Source organism: Kitasatospora sp. NPDC058048, assembly GCF_042885555.1.
In the GTDB taxonomy this organism is placed as follows: Bacteria; Actinomycetota; Actinomycetes; order Streptomycetales; family Streptomycetaceae; genus Kitasatospora; species Kitasatospora lactacystinica.
In genome coordinates this window covers 224,631-241,741 of sequence record NZ_JBHVRT010000010.1, presented here as the reverse complement: position 1 = coordinate 241,741, position 17,111 = coordinate 224,631, and the positions used below count along the sequence as shown (strand labels likewise).

The window sequence follows — 17,111 nt, the reverse complement described above, 5'->3', positions numbered from 1 at the left end:
GGCGCAGCCTCGGCCGGCCGGCGACGGGCCGCGCGACGTTCCGCCGGGCCGCCCCCGGGCCGGTCGGCGACGGGCCGACCGAGGCCGGGCCGTCCCGCGCTCAGGCCAGTCGGCGACGGGCCGCGGCCATCCGGCCGGCCGGCCGGGCCATGCTGCCGGCGTACACCTCGGCGGTGGTCGCCGCCGCGGTGTCCCAGCCGAAGCCGGCCGCGTGCCGGGCCGCCGCCGCGCCGCGCCGCGCCACCAGGCCCCGGTCGGTGATGTACGGCTCCAGCGCGTACGACCAGTCCAGCGGGTCGTGGCCCTGCACCAGGGTGCCGGTCTCGCCGTCCCGCACCGCGACCGGCAGACCGCCGACCGCGGCCGCCACCACCGGGGTGCCGCAGGCCTGCGCCTCCAGCGCGACCAGCCCGAAGGACTCGCTGTACGAGGGCATCACCAGGGCCGTCGCCGCCCGGTACCAGTCGGCGAGCAGCTCCTGGCCGACCGGCGGGTGGAATCGCACCACGTCGGAGATGCCCAGCTGGGCGGCGAGCTTGTGCAGGCTCTCCGGCCGGGCCAGCCCGGTGCCGGACGGCCCGCCGACCACCGGCACCACCAGGCGCTCGCGCAGCTCCGGGCGCCGGGCCAGCAGCGCGGCGACCGCCCGCAGCAGCACGTCCGGGGCCTTCAGCGGCTGGATCCGGCCCGCGAACAGCAGCACCGCGGCGTCCTGCGGCAGGCCCAGCCGGGCCCGTGCGGCGGCGGGCGTCCGCGGCCCGCCGGGACGGAAGACGTCCAGGTTGACCCCGGGGTGGACGACGGCCAGCTGGTCCGGCCGGGCGGCGTAGTGCAGCGCCAGCTCGGCGGCCTCCTCGGTGGTGTTGGCGATCAGCCGGTCGGCCGCCTCCACCACCTGGGTCTCCCCGATCACCCGGGCCGCGGGCTCGGGCGTGTCGCCCGCGGCCAGCGCGGCGTTCTTGACCTTCGCCATGGTGTGCATGGTGTGCACCAGCGGCACCCCCCAGCGCTGCGCGGCCAGCCAGCCGACCTGCCCGGAGAGCCAGTAGTGCGAGTGCACCAGGTCGTAGTGGCCGGGGCGGTGGCCCGCCTCCGTCCGCAGCACCCCGTGGGTGAAGGCGCACAGCTGGGCCGGCAGGTCCTCCTTGATCAGGCCCTCGTACGGCCCGGCGGTGACGTGGCGGACCAGCACGCCCGGGGCCAGCTCGACCGTCGGCGCGTCGTCCGAGCAGATCGACCGGGTGAACACCTCGACCTCGATGTTGAGGTCGGCCAGGCGCTTGGCCAGCTCGACGATGTAGACGTTCATCCCGCCGGCGTCCCCGGTGCCGGGCTGGTGCAGCGGCGAGGTGTGGACGCTCAGCATGGCGATCCGGCGCGGACGGCGGCGGCCGGGGACGAGCGACTGGAGCCGGCCGCGCGCGGGGGCGGCCGACTGGGCACGGCGGACCGAACGGACGGGGTGCTGGATCACCTGGCTGAAGCCTCCTCTGTGCTGCCCGTCGAGGCGGTCCGTACCGGGCCGCCCGTTGTCCGGTGTGCGCTGCCCCGTCCCGGGCACACATCACCACCAGTCTGCCAACCACACGGACCGCGCTCGGCATTCCCGCCCCGGCCCACCGGCCGGGGCGGTCGCCATCGCCCCAGGTCAGCGCGGTGCCGCCGACGGCCCGACTACCCTTCTGGGCATGGCTGCCTCCTTCGAACCCGTTCCCGCCGCGCCCGCCCGCGGACGGACCGGGCGACCGGTGGGGACGGTCACCCGGGGCACCACCAACACCAACCGGCTGCGCCGGATGGACCGCTGGATCGCCCACACCCTCGGCCGCGCGCTGCGCGCCGCCGAGCGCCCGCCGGTCGCGGTGGACCTCGGCTACGGCGCGGCGCCGTGGACCGCCGTCGAGCTGGCCGGGCGGCTGCGCACGGTGCGGCCGGACGTCCGGGTGGTCGGGATCGAGATCGAGCCGGAGCGGGTCGCCGCCGCGCTGCCGTACGCCGAGCCGCCGCTGCTCACCTTCCGGCGTGGGGGCTTCGAGGTGCCGCTGGACGGCGGCGCGCCGGCCCAGCTGATCCGGGCCGCCAACGTGCTGCGGCAGTACGACGAGTCGGCGGTCGCCGGGGTGTGGGAGCGGCTGTGCGCGCGGCTCGCCCCGGACGGGCTGCTGGTCGAGGGCACCTGCGACGAGATCGGGCGGCGGCACGTCTGGGTCGCGCTCGGTCCGGAGGGGCCCCGGACGGTGACCTTCGCGGCCCGGCTGGGCGGCCTCGGCCAGCCCTCCGACCTGGCCGAGCGGCTGCCGAAGGCGCTGATCCACCACAACGTGCCCGGGCGGCCGGTGCACGCCTTCCTGACCGACTTCGACCGGGCCTGGGCGGCGGCAGCGCCGTACGGGGCGTTCGGGGCGCGGCAGCGCTGGGTGGCGGCCTGCACGGCGCTGGCGGGCGGCTGGCCGCTGGTGGACGCGCGCGGACGGTGGCGGCAGGGCGAGGTCACGCTGCCCTGGTCGGCGCTCGCACCGTAACGGCCGGCCGGCACCGCAACGACGGGCCGGCGCGGTAACGGCTGGCCGGCGCGTGCTGCCGGGTTCGGGGGCGCGCGCATGCCCGCGAGCGCCGGAGCTGGTGACCGACCCGATGCATTCACTCGAACGAGTTATCGAATATCTCTGGCGTGTTGACGCCCCGGCACGCCACCATGGACCCGGCCGAGCGGCGACACCACACGCCACCCGGCCGGCACCACACCCCACCCGGCCGTCAGGCGTCCCGCTCGGACAGCTCCCGCCGAGCCCGTTCGAACACCCCGTACATCTCCGACCCGAACAGCACGAACCGCACCTCCGCCAGCTCCGCACCCGCCTCCGCGTCACCGCCGTCCAGCACCTCCGCGACGGTGCCGAGCGCGATCCGGGCCGCGTCCGCCGGCGGCCAGCCGTAGATCCCGGCCGACACGGCCGGGAAGGCCACCGTGCGCGCGCCGAGCGCCACCGCGGTGCGCAGCGACTCGCGATAGCAGGAGGCCAGCAGCTCCGCCCGCTCCTCGTACTCCTCCGCCCGGTAGACCGGCCCGACGGTGTGCACCACCCACCGGGCCGGCAGCCGTCCGGCCGCCGTCGCCACCGCCCGTCCGGTGGGCAGCCCCCTGCCCCAGTGCGAGGCGCGCAGCCGGCGGCACTCCTCCAGGATCTGCGGCCCGCCCTTGCGGTGGATCGCGCCGTCCACCCCGCCACCGCCCAGCAGGGACGAGTTGGCGGCGTTCACCACCGCGTCCACCGGCTGTTCCGTGATGTCGCCCTCCACCAGGGTGATCCGCTCCACCATCGCCCGCTCCCGCTCCCTCTCCCGGGCCGCCCGGCATCCGCCGGGACGGAACCGAGTCGTCGTCCGAGTCCAGTCACCGCACCGCCACCGGCGTGGCAATAGCCACAACGGCGCCGGTCGGCCGGAGAAATCCCCGGAGATCACGTTATGGTCGCGAGAAGTTCCCCGACGCGCGGTGCCAGGCGGGCACTGCGGACGGACGCCGGCCGTTACGCAGTCGGGGAAAGGGAGGAACCACCGATGCCCGCAACGGGAGACGGGCGGGCACCTGGTGCCGCGGACCTGCCGGGCGCCCATGACGGCGCCCGTGTCGGCCATGCCCGCGGCCGTGCCACGACCGGACCGGCCACGGCGACTTCCCCGATACCTCACCCCCGTTCACGGGCCGCGCACGCCTCCCACCCGTCCCACATCCCCGACCCGGACGGCCCCGCCGCGGCGGACGGGCCCGCCGACGGCACGCCACTGCGGCTGCTGGTCATCGAGGACGACGCCTCGGACGCCCAGCTGATCAAGGCCGCGGTGGCCGACAGCGGCACCTCGATCGAGATCCACTGGGCCCGCGGCCTGGACCAGGCCACCGAACTGCTCGCCCCGCCCGCACCCTGGGCCCGGCGCGGGCGATCCCGCACCCCCGAGTTCGGCTGCGTGCTGCTCGACCTCGCCTCGCCCGCCGACCTGCCGCACCCGTCCGACCCCTCGGACGGGCTGGAGGGCCTGCACGAACTGCTCCGCCGGGCCCCGCACACCCCGGTCGTGGTGCTCACCGACGCCGCGGGGGCCGAGCTCGGCGCGGCCGCCGTCGCGGCCGGCGCCCAGGACTTCCTGCTCAAGCACGAGACCGACGGCCCGCTGCTCGCCCGTGCCCTGCGCTACGCCGTCGAGCGCAAGCGCGCCGACGAGTCCCAGCGCCGCCTGGTCGAGGCCGAGTTGCGCGGCCAGGAGAACGCCCGCCTCCAGCGCCACCTGCTGCCCACCCCGCTGCTCGACGGCGCCGGGCTCTCCTTCACCCGGCGCTACCGCCCCGGCCGCCGCCGCGCGCTGCTCGGCGGCGACTTCTACGACGCCGTGCGCACCGACGACGGCACCGTTCACGTCGTGATCGGCGACGTCTGCGGCCACGGCCCGGACGAGGCCGCGCTCGGCGTCGCGCTCCGGATAGCGTGGCGCACCCTGGTCTTCGCCGGCCTCACCGGCGAGACCCTGCTCACCACCCTCCAGCACGTGCTGGAGCACGAGCGGCGCAGCGACGAGATCTTCGCGACGCTCTGCATGCTGGTCATCGAGCCCGGCGGCAGCGGCAGCGACCTCGGCTCGCTCGGCGCCGGCGAGCGGGCCCGGCTCTACCTCGCCGGGCACCCGGCGCCGCTGCTGCTCGGCCGGGACCACGATCCGATCTCGCTGCCCTCCGACCTCGCCGGCCCCGCGCTCGGCCTGCTGCCGTGCCACGACGGGCAGGCCGCCTGGCCCGCCCACGAGGTCGAACTGCGGGCCGGCTGGCGGCTGTTGCTCTACACCGACGGGCTGATCGAGGGCCGGGTCGGGGCCGGGTCCCGCCGCCTGGGCCAGGACGGGCTCGCCGACCTGGTCGGCGACCACCAGGCCGCCGGGCTGACCCGGGGGCGGCTGGTCGACAGCGCCATCGCCGAGGTCGAGGAGCTGAACGGCGGGGCGCTGACCGACGACGTCGCGGTGCTGCTGCTGGAGCGCAACCCGGTGCAGCTGATCCTCGGCTGACGGGCCGGGCTTCCGCGCCGCCGGCCGGGCATGCGCCGGGTACGCGGCGTGCACGCGACGGCCCGGGCGGGTGAACTCCCCGCCCGGGCCGTCGCGTCGTCCGCCGCCGGGGCTACCAGGGGCCGTACGGACCGGTGTTGCTCCGGCCGCCCCGGCCGCCGCTGCCTCCGGTCAGTGCCCGGATCGCCGGGCGGACGTCCACCACGTAGACGATCGAGGCGACCAGACCGGCCAGGGTGCCGATGCCGGTGAAGAAGTTCACCCCGAACAGGAAGTCCCAGCCGAAGGAGATCGCCAGGATCGCCACCCAGAAGCCCTTGGTCTTCTTGTCGGCCGCCCGGTAGGCGTCCTCCCGGCGGGTGACCGCGTCGACCAGGGCGAACAGCTTGTAGCCGAGGATGGCGATGGTCGCCCACCAGATCGGGTTCAGATAGGAAAAGGCCAGAATCTGCAACACTCCGACCATTTCGATCTCCTCTGCTCTCGACTCCGGCACTGCGACCGCCGCCCATCCTGGCACGACGACCGTCCGCAACGGGGTCAACGTCCTACGGTCACCTACTGTGCCCCTCGGGGCACCACGTCACTCCGCGGCGTCGGCGGCGCCCTTGCGGGCCCGGGCGGGCTTCTTCGGGGCGGGCTCGGCGCCGCCCTCCGCGGCCGGGGCGGGCTCGGCCGGCTCCGCGACCCCGACCGGCTCCGCGACCTCGACCGGCTCCACGGTCAGCTCGGGCCGCTCGGACGGCTCGCCCTCCTCCGAGGCTCCCGGGCGGGCCTTGTCCACCACGACCTTGCCGCGCTCTGCCAGCTCGTCGTAGGTCTCCTTGGCCTTCACCGCCAGCTCGACCGCGCGGGCCACCTGCTGCAGCGCGAAGCCCTGGGCCCGCTCCTGCAGGGCCTTGAGGTCGGTCGGCATGCTGGTGACGGTCTCGGTGACCTTGGCCTGCGCCCCGGTCAGCAGCGACTGCGCCTCCTGGAGCGTGGCGGTGGCCTTCTCCTGAGCGCCCTTGCGGTCCGCCGCCAGCGCCTCGACCCGGCCCGGCACCTCGCGCAGCTTCTCGTACGCGAGGTCCCCGGCGCCGGCCAGGGCGTACAGCGGGGTCGGGTCGCTGAAGGTCTTCTTGATCTCGTCGGTGATGGGCATGGTTACCGGTCCTCCCGGTGGGTGTTCTGGGTGGCTGGGCCGTCGGCCGTCGGAGTGGGGGCCGACGCGGCGTTCTCCTTGAGGAAGGCGTCGTAGACCGCGAGCAGCGCCTGCTTCTGCTGCTCGTTGATCAGCGGATCGGCCAGGATCGAGGCCCGCAGTTCCAGGCCCTCGCCCCGCCGCTCCTCCAGGATCCCGGCCTGGACGTACAGCGTCTCCGCCGAGATCCGCAGCGCCTTGGCGATCTGCTGGAGGATCTCCGCGCTCGGCTTGCGCAGCCCGCGCTCGATCTGGCTGAGGTACGGGTTGGACACGCCGGCGACCTCCGCCAGCTGCCGCAGCGAGTACTGGGCGTTGCGGCGCTGCTCGCGGATGTACTCGCCCAGCGAGCCGACGTTCAGTGAGGCCATGCGGACAGCCTGCAACACCCTGCTTGCAAATGCAAGCAGGGTGCTAGCGGCAGCAAACGCGCGCGCCCCGTCGGGGCACGGCCGGGGCCGGACGGACCGGGCGGTCAGGCCAGATGGGCGAGGAGGAGCTCGATGAGCCGTTCGGGGGTGCGCAGCGGGAGGTAGTGGTCGGCGTCCGGGACGAGGTGGCCGCGGGCGCCGGGGATGTCGTCGGCGAGCCGCCGGGCGATGGCCGCGATCTCCGGGTGGTCGCGGTCGCCGTGGACGACCAGGGTGGGCGCGGCGACCGTGCCCAGGAGCGGCTCGGCCGCCCGGGCCGGGGCGCCCGCGAGGTGGTGCTCGCTGACGATCCGGCGGGCCGCGTTCTCCTCGACCATCGCCGCGATCAGCTCGCCGCCCGGTGCGCCGCGGCCCAGGGCGGCCCAGACGGAGAGCTCCAGCCCGGCCAGCTCCGCCGCGTCGCCACGGCGCCGGGCCTCGGCGTAGGCGGTGGTCTCCGGGGACGGCGGCCAGTCGTGGCCGCTGACCGAAGCGCCGACCAGGCCGAGCGCGGTGACCCGGCCGGGGTGGGCGAGGGCGAAGTCCAGGGCGGTCTCCCCGCCCATGCTCAGACCGACCAGCGCGGCACCGGGCAGACCGAAGTGGTCCAGGACGGCGCCCAGGTCCGCGACGTCGTCGAAGGCCCGCTCCGGCGTGCTGGAGCGACCGAGGCCGCGGGCGTCGTAGCGGATCACGTCGTGGTGGCGGGCAAGCACCGGGGCGACGGCGTCCCACAGCCGGGAGTCCATGCCGGAGCCGTGCAGCAGCACCACCGGGCTGCCGGCTCCTCGGCGCTCCGCCCACAGCCGGCCGCCGCCGGGGGCCGGAACGTGGACCGCGCGGACCTGCTCCGCGGGGACGTGGACCCCGGAGCCGGTGACTTCGAAGCCGGGGGCGTCAAGGGCAGGGACGTCCGGGGCAGGGGCGTCGGGGTGCGGGCTCATGCGGTGATCCTTCCAGAGCCCCGGCGAGGCCCGCCGGTCAGCCGGACTCGGGCAGCCGGACCGGCATCAGCACGGAGAAGGTGCCCGAACGACCGGGCGTGCGAACGGCCAGCGGGGCGATCGGGCCGCCGAGTTCGAGGAGCAGCTGCCCGGGGCGGCCGGCGTCGAGGGCCTCCAGCAGGAAGTCCCGGTTGACGGCCAGTCGGTAGCCCTCGGGGGCCGGGTCGTCGGCCACCGTCAGGCGGCCGTCCCCGGTCAGGGTCAGGACGGTGACCTCGCAGTCGGCGCCGTCCGGGCCGGAGGGCAGGGTACGGGTGGCCCCGGCCGCCACGGCCGCCCGCAGTTCGGCGGCGGAGAGGGTGATCCGGTGCTCCGGCACGAGCCGGGTGACGGCCCGGTGGTCGGGGTAGTCGAAGTCCAGCGCGGCGCCCTCGATCCGGTGCTCCCCGACCTCGGCCCGGACCGGACCGCCGCCGAGGGTGAGCGCGACCTCCGCCGCCCCCGAGCCGAGCAGCGCGCGCAGCGCGTCCACCAGCGCGGTCGGGACGACCGTGCCCGCCACCGGCCGCTCGGACGTGTCACCGGCGGCGGACACCTCGGCGAGGGCCATCCGGTAGCGGTCGGTGGCGACCAGGCGCAGCACCGGGCCGTCGGGCTCGAAGAGCACGCCGGCGAGCAAGGGCAGCTCCGGGTCCCCGCAGACCGCGAAGCGGACCGCGTCCAGGGCGGCCGCGAGCTCTTCGGCCGGGACGGTGAACCGGAGTCCGGCGGGGGTGGTGGTCATCGGCTGCTCCCTCTGGTCGATCATCGCGTGGATCAGGGAGAGCTCGCGGCGGGCGTCGGCGAGGCCGTCCTCCAGCCGGCGCAGGTGCGCGTCGAGCACCCGCCGGGCCTCCTCGCCGCCGGGCGCGGCGCCGAGCACGGCGCGGACGTCCGCCAGCGGCAGGCCGACCCGGCGCAGCCTGGCCAGCAGCCGGGCGTCGGCGAGCTGGCCGGGCCGGTACCAGCGGTAGCCGGTCTGCGGATCGACCCACGCGGGGGTGAGCACCTCGGCGCCGTCGTAGTAGCGCAGGGTGCCGACGCCCAGTCCGCTGGCGCGGGCCAGTTCGCCGATGCTGTGCAGCTCGCTCTCCATGCCGGTGACTCTGCGGGCTCGACCTGGTCGAGGGTCAAGCCGGGTCGGGCCGGTCGGCGCCGTCGCCGGGGGCGGGAGCGTCGACGGCGGAAGGGACGGGGGCCCAGCGGGGCGCGGGCGCGGGGCCGGCGAGGTGGGCCAGCTTGTGCGGATTGCGGACGCTGCGGATCCCGGCGATCCGCACGGTGCCGTCGGGCTGTTCGGCGAATTCGAACACCGACACGGAGTCGACGGCTCCGTCCACGGTGACCAGCACACCGGGGTCGCCGTTGACCAGGACCGGACGGGCACCGGCACCCGCGCCGAGCTGCCCGAGCACCCCGAGGACGAAGCGGGCGACGTTCTCGGCACCGACGACCGGCCGCAGCGCGGCGCGGATCACCCCACCGCCGTCCGTCCAGGCGGTGACGTCGGGGGCGAGCAGTTCGAGCATCCGGTTGAGGTCGCCGCCGGCGCAGGCCGCCAGGAACTCGTCGGTGGCGCGGCGGCGCAGCTCGGGCGGGGCGTCGTAGCGCGGCCGGCCGGCGCGCACGTGCGCCCGGGCCCGGCTGCCGACCTGACGGCAGGCGGCCTCGGTGCGGTCCAGGGCCTCGGCGATCTCCCGGTAGGAGAATCCGAAGGCCTCCTTGAGCACGAACACCGCCCGCTCCAGCGGGGACAGGCTCTCCAGCACCACCAGCACGGCCACCGAGACCGTCTCGGCCCGCTCGACGCCCTCGGTCGCGTCCGGCTCGGTGACCAGCGGCTCGGGCAGCCAGGGGCCGACGTAGGACTCGCGGCGGACGGCGGCCGAGTCCAGCTTGTTGAGCGCGAGGTTGGTGACCGTACGGGCCAGGAAGCCGCCGGGACCGGCGACCGGGCCGGTGACGCCGCTCCAGCGCAGCCAGGTGTCCTGGACCAGGTCCTCGGCATCGGCGACGCTGCCGAGCATCCGGTAGGCGATGCCGAAGACCGTCCGCCGGTGCTGCTCGAAGTCGGCCAACCGGGAGTCGGCCAACGGAGAGTCGGCCGACGGCGCGTCGTGGGTGTCGGTCACCCGCGCGACGCTACCGCACGGTAGCCGCCGTGCTCAGCCCCGGAAGGCCTCGTAGGCGGGGGCGAGCACGACGGCGAGGTCGCGGCCGTGCACGGTGATGCCGGAGCGGCCGAGGCGGCGCAGCGAGGACTCGTCCGGACCGTCCTCCTCCGCGGCCGCCGGCGCGCGGCGCAGGGTGAAGTCGCCGCACCAGTAGGCGGCGACGTTGACCACGGGCGGTTTCGGTTCCTCGCTCACGCGTCCTCCTCGGCCACGGCGTCCTCCCGGGTGAGGGCGACCAGTTCGCGCAACGCCTCGACCGGCAGGTCGGTGAGCCAGCGCTCCCCCTCCCCCACCACCGCCTCGGCCAACGAGCGCTTGGCGGTGAGGAGTTCGTCGATCCGCTCCTCGACCGTGCCGACGCAGACCAGCCGGCGGACCTGGACGTCCCGGCGCTGGCCGATCCGGAAGGCCCGGTCGGTGGCCTGCTCCTCGACCGCCGGGTTCCACCAACGGTCCAGGTGGATCACCTGGTTGGCGGCGGTCAGGTTGAGGCCGGTGCCGCCGGCCCGCAGCGACAGCAGGAACACCCCCGGCCCGTCCGGGGTTTGGAAGCGTTCGACCAGCTCCTCACGGCGCGCCCGGGGCAGGCCGCCGTGCAGGTAGAGCACCTCCTCGCCGAGCCGGCGCTCCAGGTACGGGCGGAGCATCGCACCGAACTCCGCGTACTGGGTGAAGACCAGCGTCCGGTCGCCCTCGGCCAGCGCCTCCTCCAGCAGTTCGGCCAGCCGGGCGACCTTGCCCGAGCGCCCGCCCACCGCCGAACCGTCGTGCAGCAGTTGGGCCGGGTGGTTGCAGACCTGCTTGAGCTTGCCGATCGCGGCCAGCACCGTGCCGCGCCGCTCCACGCCCCGGATGCCCTCGACCCGCCGCAGCAGGTCGGCGACCACGGCCTGGTAGAGGCCCGCCTGCTCGGCGGTGAGGTTGCACCAGACGGTCATCTCCTGTTTGGCGGGCAGCTCGGCCGCCACCGCCGGGTCGGACTTGACCCGGCGGAGTACGAACGGTGCGGTGCGGCGGAGGAGTTCGGCGGTGCGTTCGGGACTGCGGTGCAGTTCGACCGGGATCGCGTAGCGCTCCTTGAAGCGCTCGGCCGGGCCGAGCAGGCCCGGGTTGGCGAAGTCCAGGACGGCGTGCAGTTCGGCGAGCCGGTTCTCCACCGGCGTGCCGGTGAGCGCGATCCGGTGCCGGGTGACGGGAAGCGCGCGGATCGCCCGGGACTGCGCGGTGCCGCTGTTCTTGATGTGCTGGGCCTCGTCGGCGACCACCCGGCGCCAGCGGATCGCGCGCAGGGCGGCGAGGTCGCGCTGGACCAGCCCGTAGGTGGTGATGACCAGGTCCACGCCCCTGACGGCCGCGGCGAGTTGTTCCGCGCCGAGGCGGCCGGCGCCGTGGTGGACGTACCGCCGCAGACCGGGGGCGAAGCGCTCGGCCTCGCGCTGCCAGTTGCCGACCAGGGACATCGGGCAGACCAGCAGGGTGGGACCGGCGGTGTCCTCTGCCCCCTTCGCCGTCCCCTTCGCTGTCCCCTTCGCCGCCTCCGGCCCGCCCGCCGGCTTCAGCCCGTCCGCCGCCTTTGCCGCCTTCGCCGCCTCCGCCTGCTCGGAGGCGAGCAGGGCGAGGGTCTGGACGGTCTTGCCGAGACCCATGTCGTCCGCCAGCACGGCGCCGAGGCCGAGTCCGGACATGGTCCGCAGCCACGCCAGCCCGCGTTCCTGGTACGGGCGCAGCTCGGCCCGGAAGTCCGCCGGCAGCTCCGGGGCCGGGGCGGCGGCGGCCTGCCCGGCGAGCAGCTCGCCGAGCGGGCCGTCGGCGCGCACCGAGGTGACCGGCAGCCCGGCGACCGTCGCCTCCGGGTCGAGGGCGAGCCGCAGCAGCTCTCCGGCGGCGAGCACCCCGTCGCGCCGGTCGGCGAGGAAGGCGAGCGCGGCGGCGATCTGGGCCGGGTCGGCCTCCAGCCAGGTGCCGCGCACCCGGACCAGCTCCTGCTTGGCCGCGGCGAGTTCGGCCAGCTCCCGCTCGGTGAGCGGCTCCCCCTCCGGGCCGAGCGCGACCTGCCAGCGGAAGGCGACCACGGCGTCCCGGTCCACCTGGGCGGTGGCCGCGAGCGAGCCGGGTGCGGGCGGGGTGGTGGCGCGCAGGGCGAGCCCGAGCCGGGGGCGGCGGCGCCACCAGGCGGGCAGCAGCACCCCGAAGCCGCCCTCGGCGAGGGCGGGCGCGGCGGTGCGCAGGAAGTCGAGCGCGCCGGCCCGGCCGAGCGGCAGGGCGGACGGACGGGAGCGGTGGCGCAGCCCGTCCAGGGCGGGCCAGCGGTGGGCGGCGCGGGCGAGTTCGGCGACCAGCACGTCGACCGGGTCGGCGCCCTTGCGGGCGAGCGCGGCGTGGGCGGCGCCGCCCTCGTGCAGGTCGGCGGCGCGGACCAGCAGGGAGGGCTCGTCCACGGCCTGGAGCAGGAACTCCAGCTGCCACGCGTCGTCGGAGGGCCGGCCCTCGGGGTCGTCCTGGTCGGGGCCGAGCGGCTCGACCAGGCGGAAGCAGAGGCGCAGCGCCGGATCGACGGGCTCGGCGGCGGCGTACCAGGCGCCGAGCCCGCGGCGCAGTTCGGCGAGTTCCTCGGGCGGGGAGCCGTCGAACCCGCCGTCGGGGGTGGTGAGGGCGTGCAGCCAGCGCTCGGCGACGGCCGCCCCCGGTCCGGCGCCGCCGTCGACCGGGAAGGGGGGCGGGGCGTCCGCCAGTGCGGCGCGGGCCTCGGCGTCCACCAGTGCGCCCAGGGCCGCGCCCAGCAGCGCGTCCCCGTCGTCGGCGCCGTGCGGCCACTCCCCCAGCAGGACGGGCGGGCAGCCCGCGGCCAGGGCGGCGGCCTCGCGGCGCCCGGCCGGGGTGAGGTCGGGCCGCCACCGGGCCTGCGGGCGGCCGTCGGCGGCGGTCACGGGCAGCGGCTGGACCCGGCCGCGGCCGACCGTCCGCCAGGCGAGGTCGTGCACTCCGGTGAGCCAGCGCAGCGAAGGGCCGTGGACCACCTCAACCCGTCCGGCGCCGGGCAGATCGCTGCTGGTGACGGCCCAGACCGGGTCGAAGACCTCACCGAGCAGCTGGGCGGCGGCCCCGGCCCCGAAGACCAGGGCCGGCACCCGCCAGGGCGTGAGCACGGCGCCGCCGCGCGGCGGGGCGACCGGAAGGTCGGGCGAGGGCGCGGGGACGGTGCCGACGGTCGGCAGCAGCAGGGTGGCCCAGCGCTCGGGGGCCTGTCCGGCGAGCCAGCCGAGGCCCGGACCGATGCCGCCGAGCACGGCGGCCAGCTCGCCGGCCGGGCAGGCGTAGGGGTGGGCGCGCGGGGCGGGCCGGTCGGGCTGCGGTTCGGCGGCGCCGGGGTGGGCGCGGGCGTCCTCGGCCCAGAGCGCCAGGTGCCCGTCCGCCCGCCAGAGCGCGTGCAGGACGAACATCGGGGGCCTTCCGGGCGGGGTGGGACCGTCCTTCGCAGCCTATCCGGGAGGTCCGACAGGGCGGGTCCGCTGAGCCGTTCGGAGGAACCCGGAACGCCATGGTTGAAAGTTGAACGAAGTTGCCCTACGCTGGAGCCAACAAGTTGAAGCCTAAACAACTGGCTTCGAACCAAGGAGGAAGCCATGGGCCTGTTCAACCGCACCAAGACCGTCACCGCCCCCGCCGCGACCACCGTCCCGACCCCGGCCGGCCCGGACCTCGCCCACCTGACCGGCGACTGGACCGTCGACAACACCCACAGCGAGATCGGCTTCTCGGTCCGCCACGCGATGGTCACCAACGTCAAGGGCCGCTTCACCGAGTACGACGGCAAGCTGCACCTGGACGGGACCCACCCGGGCAACTCCTCGGCCGAGCTGGTGATCAAGGTCGCGAGCGTCGACACCAACCAGGCCCAGCGCGACGAGCACCTGCGCACCGGCGACTTCTTCGCCGTCGACACCCACCCGGAGATCAGCTTCCGCAGCACCTCCGCCCAGCTGATCGGCGGCGACTCGTACCGGATGACCGGCGACCTCACCATCAAGGGCACCACCCGCCCGGTCGTGCTGGACCTGGAGTACACCGGCAGCGCCACCGACGCGTACGGCGCCGACCGGGTCGGTTTCGAGGGCAAGGCCGTCGTCGACCGCACCGAGTTCGGCCTGACCTACAACGCCGCGCTGGAGACGGGCGGCGTGCTGATCGGCGAGAAGGTCAAGCTCAGCTTCGACATCTCCGCCGTCAAGGCGGCCTGAGCCGGCCGTCTCCCCGAGCACCGCCCCTGCCCTTCCCCCCGGGGCAGGGGCGGTCTTCACGTGACGGCCGCCCGCGTCCGCCCCTACCGCAGCAGCGCCGCGTCCGCCTCGGGAAGCCAGCTGCCCGGCGGGCGGCGCAGCCAGCCCTCGGCCGCGCCGAGCGCACCGGCCGCGGCGGCCAGCGCCCGCAGCCCCGGGTGACGCTCCCCCGACCGGTGCACCAGGCTGACCAGGCTCAGCGGCACCGGTTCCACCAGCGGCACGTTCACCGTCCCCGGGATCCGCGGGCCGCCGACCGTGGTCAGCATCGGATCGCCGTGCCGGGCGAGGTAGCGGGCCGTCTCGTCCACGCCCACCGGCGGCACGTACGGCGCTGCCGCCGTCAGACCGTGCTCCCGCAGCAGCCGGGTGCCGAGGTCGGCCCACTCGGTGGTCGCCGGGTTGCCCGCGCAGACGTCGACGGGGTGCCCCGCCAGCTCGGCCGGGCGCAGCACGGAGCGGTCGGCCAGCGGATGGGTGTCCGCCATCATCACCGAGATCCGTTCCAACCGCACCGGCAGCTGGACGAGTCGACCGCGCACCGGGGCGGGCAGCCCGGCGAAGCGGCCGAAGGAGGCGTCCAGCCGGTGGGCCAGCAGTTCGGCGGCCGCCGCGGCCAGTCCGCCGTGGAAGCGGGCCAGCAGTTCGCCCTCCGGCCAGGCGGCCCGGGCCCGTTCGAGCACCCGGTCGGCGGTGAGGTCCGGGCCGGTGACGTCACTGTTGAGGTCGAGCAGCAGCGGCCGGGCGGCGGCCCCGGATCCGGCCGCGGCCTCGGCGAGGATCTCGTCGTGCAGGGCGAGGAACCCGCGCGCCCGGGGCAGCAACCGCCGCCCGGCCGGGGTGAGTTCGACACTGCGGGTGGTGCGGGTGAACAGTGCTTCGCCGAGCTGCCCCTCCAGGGTCCGGACGTCCCGGCTGAGTGCCTGCTGGGCGGTGTGCAGCCGCTCCGCGGCCCGGCCGAAGTGCAGGGTCTCGGCGGTCGCGACGAAGCCGCGGAGCAGGCGGGGGTGCAGGTCACGGGGCATGGGCGGCAGATTAACAACAGCGTGTTGTGAGTGCGGCGAAACAGGTGTTGGACGGCCGCCCGCCACCGGCACCAGGCTGTGAGCACCCCCTTCCCCCCTGCTCACAGGAGCCCGATGCCCGCGCGCGCCGTCCTCACCTCCTACCGGCGGCTGTTCGCGGCCCCCGGCGCCGTCGCCTTCACCCTGACCGGGCTGCTCGGCCGGCTGGCGCTGTCGATGAACGGCGTCGCCCTGGTGGTGCTGCTCTCCGAGCGGCGCGGCTCGTACGGGCTGGCCGGGGCCGTCTCGGCGGCCGGACTGGTCGCCGGCGCGGTCGGGATGCCGCTGATCGGACGGCTGGTGGACCGGTACGGGCAGGCGCGGGTGACGGTACCGGCCGCGCTGTACAACGCCGTTCCGCTGACCGGGCTGCTGCTCTGCGTCCGGCTCGGCGCACCCGACTGGATGCTCCTCCTCTGCTCCGCGGCCGGCTCGGCGGCACCCAACCTCGGCGGCATGGCCCGCTCCCGCTGGGCGCACCTGTACCGGGACGACCCGGCCGCCCGGCACCTGGCCAACTCCTTCGAACAGGCCCTGGACGAACTCTGCTTCATGGCCGGCCCGGTGCTCGCCATGCTGCTCTGCACCACGCTCGCCCCGGAGGCCGGACTGATCACCGCCGGGACCCTCGGCGCCACCGGCGCCCTGCTGTTCGCCGCCCAGCGGCGCACCGAACCCCCGCTGCCCCCCGCCCCGGCGCAGGGGCGGGAACCGGCCGGACCGCGGCACGGCTCCCCGCTGCGGGTGCCCGGGCTGCGGGTGCTGGTGCTGACCTTCCTGGCGACCGGCACGGTCTTCGGCGCCACCGAGATCACCACCGTGGCGTACGCCGACGCGCTCGGCCACAAGGCCTCCGCCGGGCTGCTGCTGGCCCTGTTCGCGGCCGGTTCCTGCGTCGCGGGGCTGCTGTTCGGGCTGCTGACCCCGCGCCGGGCACCGGGCACGCGGTTCCTGCTCGGCGCCACCGCGATGGCCTCGGTCCTGCTGCTGCCGCTCGCCGCCGGACTGGGCGGGGCCGGGCTCGGGCTGCTCGGGACGGCCCTGTTCGCGGCCGGCACCGCCACCGCGCCGACCATGGTGACCGGGATGACGCTGGTCCAGGAGCTGCTGCCGCAGCGGCAGTTCAACGAGGGCATGGCGATGGCGGTGTCCGGCATCGTGGTCGGCATCTCGGCCGGGGCGGCGCTCGCCGGGACGGTCGCGGAGCGGGCCGCCCCGGGCACCGGCTACCTCCTGCCCGCCGCGGCCGCCGGGCTCGCGCTGCTGATCGCGCTGGCGGGGCGCCGGCACCTGACGGCGCGCGGTGCGGCGGCCGCCGCACCGCCCGAGAAGGTGCCGGGCGGAGTGCCGGGTGGAGTGCCGGGCGGGGCGTCGAGTGGGGCCCCGGAAAATGCCGCGCAGATTGTCAGTCCCACCCTCTAACGTCGAGGCATGGGGGAAATCACGTACGTCCGAGGCGATGCCACCACGCCCCAGGGCAAGGGCGTGAAGGTGGTCGCGCACGTCTGCAACGACCTCGGCGGCTGGGGCAAGGGCTTCGTGCTCGCGCTCTCCAGACGCTGGCCCGAACCCGAGGCCGCGTACCGGCGCTGGCATCGAGAGCGGGCGAAGAACGACTTCGGCCTGGGCGCCGTCCAACTGGTGGCGGTCGATCCGCACGTCTGGGTGGCCAACCTGGTCGGCCAGCGCGGCATCCGCACGGGGCGCTCGACCGGGGTGCCGGTGCGGTACGAGGCGATCGACACCGGACTGGCCGCGCTCGGTGAGCACGCGCTCCGGCTCGGTGCCTCCGTCCACATGCCGCGGATCGGCTGCGGCCTGGCGGGCGGGCGGTGGGACCGGGTCGAACCGCTGGTCACCGCCCGGCTGACGGCCCGGGGCGTACCGGTGACCGTCTACGACGTCGACTGACGGCCTGCTCCAGCAGCTCCTGCCCTTCCACCGATCCGCCTTCGCGCCTCT

At 75.9% G+C, this 17,111-nt stretch carries 16 protein-coding genes; 5 read left to right on the top strand and 11 right to left on the bottom strand.

Going from position 1 to position 17,111, the window contains the following annotated elements; translation table 11 throughout:
* Positions 1-100: 100 nt before the first annotated feature.
* Positions 101-1,471: a D-inositol-3-phosphate glycosyltransferase gene (gene mshA, locus ACFVVA_RS14150; RefSeq protein ID WP_380633278.1), complete on the bottom strand. Its 1,371-nt coding sequence runs from the start codon at positions 1,469-1,471 to the stop codon at positions 101-103.
* 217 nt (positions 1,472-1,688) lie between these two features.
* Between mshA and ACFVVA_RS14145 the strand changes: the two genes are divergently transcribed.
* Entirely contained in the window at positions 1,689-2,522 is an 834-nt protein-coding gene (locus ACFVVA_RS14145; protein ID WP_380553414.1) for a class I SAM-dependent methyltransferase, read from the top strand.
* Positions 2,523-2,757: 235 nt separating this feature from the next.
* Here the strand turns inward: ACFVVA_RS14145 and ACFVVA_RS14140 are convergent, their stop codons facing one another.
* Positions 2,758-3,321, bottom strand: a complete 564-nt coding sequence (locus ACFVVA_RS14140) for an O-acetyl-ADP-ribose deacetylase (protein ID WP_387689112.1) — start codon at positions 3,319-3,321, stop codon at positions 2,758-2,760.
* A 240-nt stretch (positions 3,322-3,561) separates the two neighbouring features.
* Between ACFVVA_RS14140 and ACFVVA_RS14135 the strand changes: the two genes are divergently transcribed.
* Complete coding sequence (locus ACFVVA_RS14135; RefSeq protein ID WP_387689109.1) at positions 3,562-5,058, top strand: PP2C family protein-serine/threonine phosphatase; 1,497 nt, start codon at positions 3,562-3,564, stop codon at positions 5,056-5,058.
* Between the two features lie 112 nt (positions 5,059-5,170).
* Here ACFVVA_RS14135 and ACFVVA_RS14130 read toward each other — a convergent pair whose 3' ends face one another.
* The 8 genes from ACFVVA_RS14130 to ACFVVA_RS14095 all read right to left on the bottom strand — a co-directional run bounded on the left by ACFVVA_RS14130 (position 5,171) and on the right by ACFVVA_RS14095 (position 13,248).
* Positions 5,171-5,524, bottom strand: a complete 354-nt coding sequence (locus tag ACFVVA_RS14130; RefSeq protein ID WP_387689106.1) for a DUF2516 family protein — start codon at positions 5,522-5,524, stop codon at positions 5,171-5,173.
* Positions 5,525-5,641: 117 nt separating this feature from the next.
* Positions 5,642-6,202 (bottom strand): hypothetical protein, encoded by a 561-nt coding sequence (locus ACFVVA_RS14125; RefSeq protein WP_387689103.1) that lies wholly within the window; start codon positions 6,200-6,202, stop codon positions 5,642-5,644.
* A gap of 2 nt (positions 6,203-6,204) precedes the next feature.
* Positions 6,205-6,612, bottom strand: a complete 408-nt coding sequence (locus tag ACFVVA_RS14120; protein WP_387689100.1) for a helix-turn-helix domain-containing protein — start codon at positions 6,610-6,612, stop codon at positions 6,205-6,207.
* A 104-nt stretch (positions 6,613-6,716) separates the two neighbouring features.
* Positions 6,717-7,595 (bottom strand): alpha/beta fold hydrolase, encoded by an 879-nt coding sequence (locus ACFVVA_RS14115; RefSeq protein WP_387689097.1) that lies wholly within the window; start codon positions 7,593-7,595, stop codon positions 6,717-6,719.
* A gap of 37 nt (positions 7,596-7,632) precedes the next feature.
* Positions 7,633-8,730: a MerR family transcriptional regulator gene (locus ACFVVA_RS14110; RefSeq protein WP_387689094.1), complete on the bottom strand. Its 1,098-nt coding sequence runs from the start codon at positions 8,728-8,730 to the stop codon at positions 7,633-7,635.
* 34 nt (positions 8,731-8,764) lie between these two features.
* Positions 8,765-9,766 carry an RNA polymerase sigma-70 factor gene (locus ACFVVA_RS14105; RefSeq protein ID WP_387689091.1) on the bottom strand — a complete coding sequence of 334 codons (1,002 nt, stop codon included), beginning with the start codon at positions 9,764-9,766 and terminating at the stop codon, positions 8,765-8,767.
* 33 nt (positions 9,767-9,799) lie between these two features.
* Complete coding sequence (locus ACFVVA_RS14100) at positions 9,800-10,003, bottom strand: hypothetical protein (RefSeq protein WP_387689088.1); 204 nt, start codon at positions 10,001-10,003, stop codon at positions 9,800-9,802.
* Positions 10,000-13,248, bottom strand: coding sequence for an SNF2-related protein (locus ACFVVA_RS14095; RefSeq protein ID WP_387689085.1), 3,249 nt, complete (start codon positions 13,246-13,248; stop codon positions 10,000-10,002). Before ACFVVA_RS14095 ends, ACFVVA_RS14100 begins: the two co-directional genes overlap by 4 nt.
* 183 nt (positions 13,249-13,431) lie before the next feature.
* Between ACFVVA_RS14095 and ACFVVA_RS14090 the strand changes: the two genes are divergently transcribed.
* A complete protein-coding gene (locus tag ACFVVA_RS14090) occupies positions 13,432-14,046 on the top strand; it encodes a YceI family protein (protein ID WP_387689082.1) in 615 nt (204 codons plus the stop codon).
* 83 nt (positions 14,047-14,129) lie between these two features.
* Here the strand turns inward: ACFVVA_RS14090 and ACFVVA_RS14085 are convergent, their stop codons facing one another.
* Complete coding sequence (locus ACFVVA_RS14085; protein WP_387689080.1) at positions 14,130-15,110, bottom strand: LysR family transcriptional regulator; 981 nt, start codon at positions 15,108-15,110, stop codon at positions 14,130-14,132.
* Between the two features lie 114 nt (positions 15,111-15,224).
* Between ACFVVA_RS14085 and ACFVVA_RS14080 the strand changes: the two genes are divergently transcribed.
* Positions 15,225-16,571 carry an MFS transporter gene (locus tag ACFVVA_RS14080; protein ID WP_387689077.1) on the top strand — a complete coding sequence of 449 codons (1,347 nt, stop codon included), beginning with the start codon at positions 15,225-15,227 and terminating at the stop codon, positions 16,569-16,571.
* Between the two features lie 9 nt (positions 16,572-16,580).
* Complete coding sequence (locus ACFVVA_RS14075; protein ID WP_387689074.1) at positions 16,581-17,060, top strand: macro domain-containing protein; 480 nt, start codon at positions 16,581-16,583, stop codon at positions 17,058-17,060.
* The last annotated feature ends 51 nt before the right edge of the window (positions 17,061-17,111 follow it).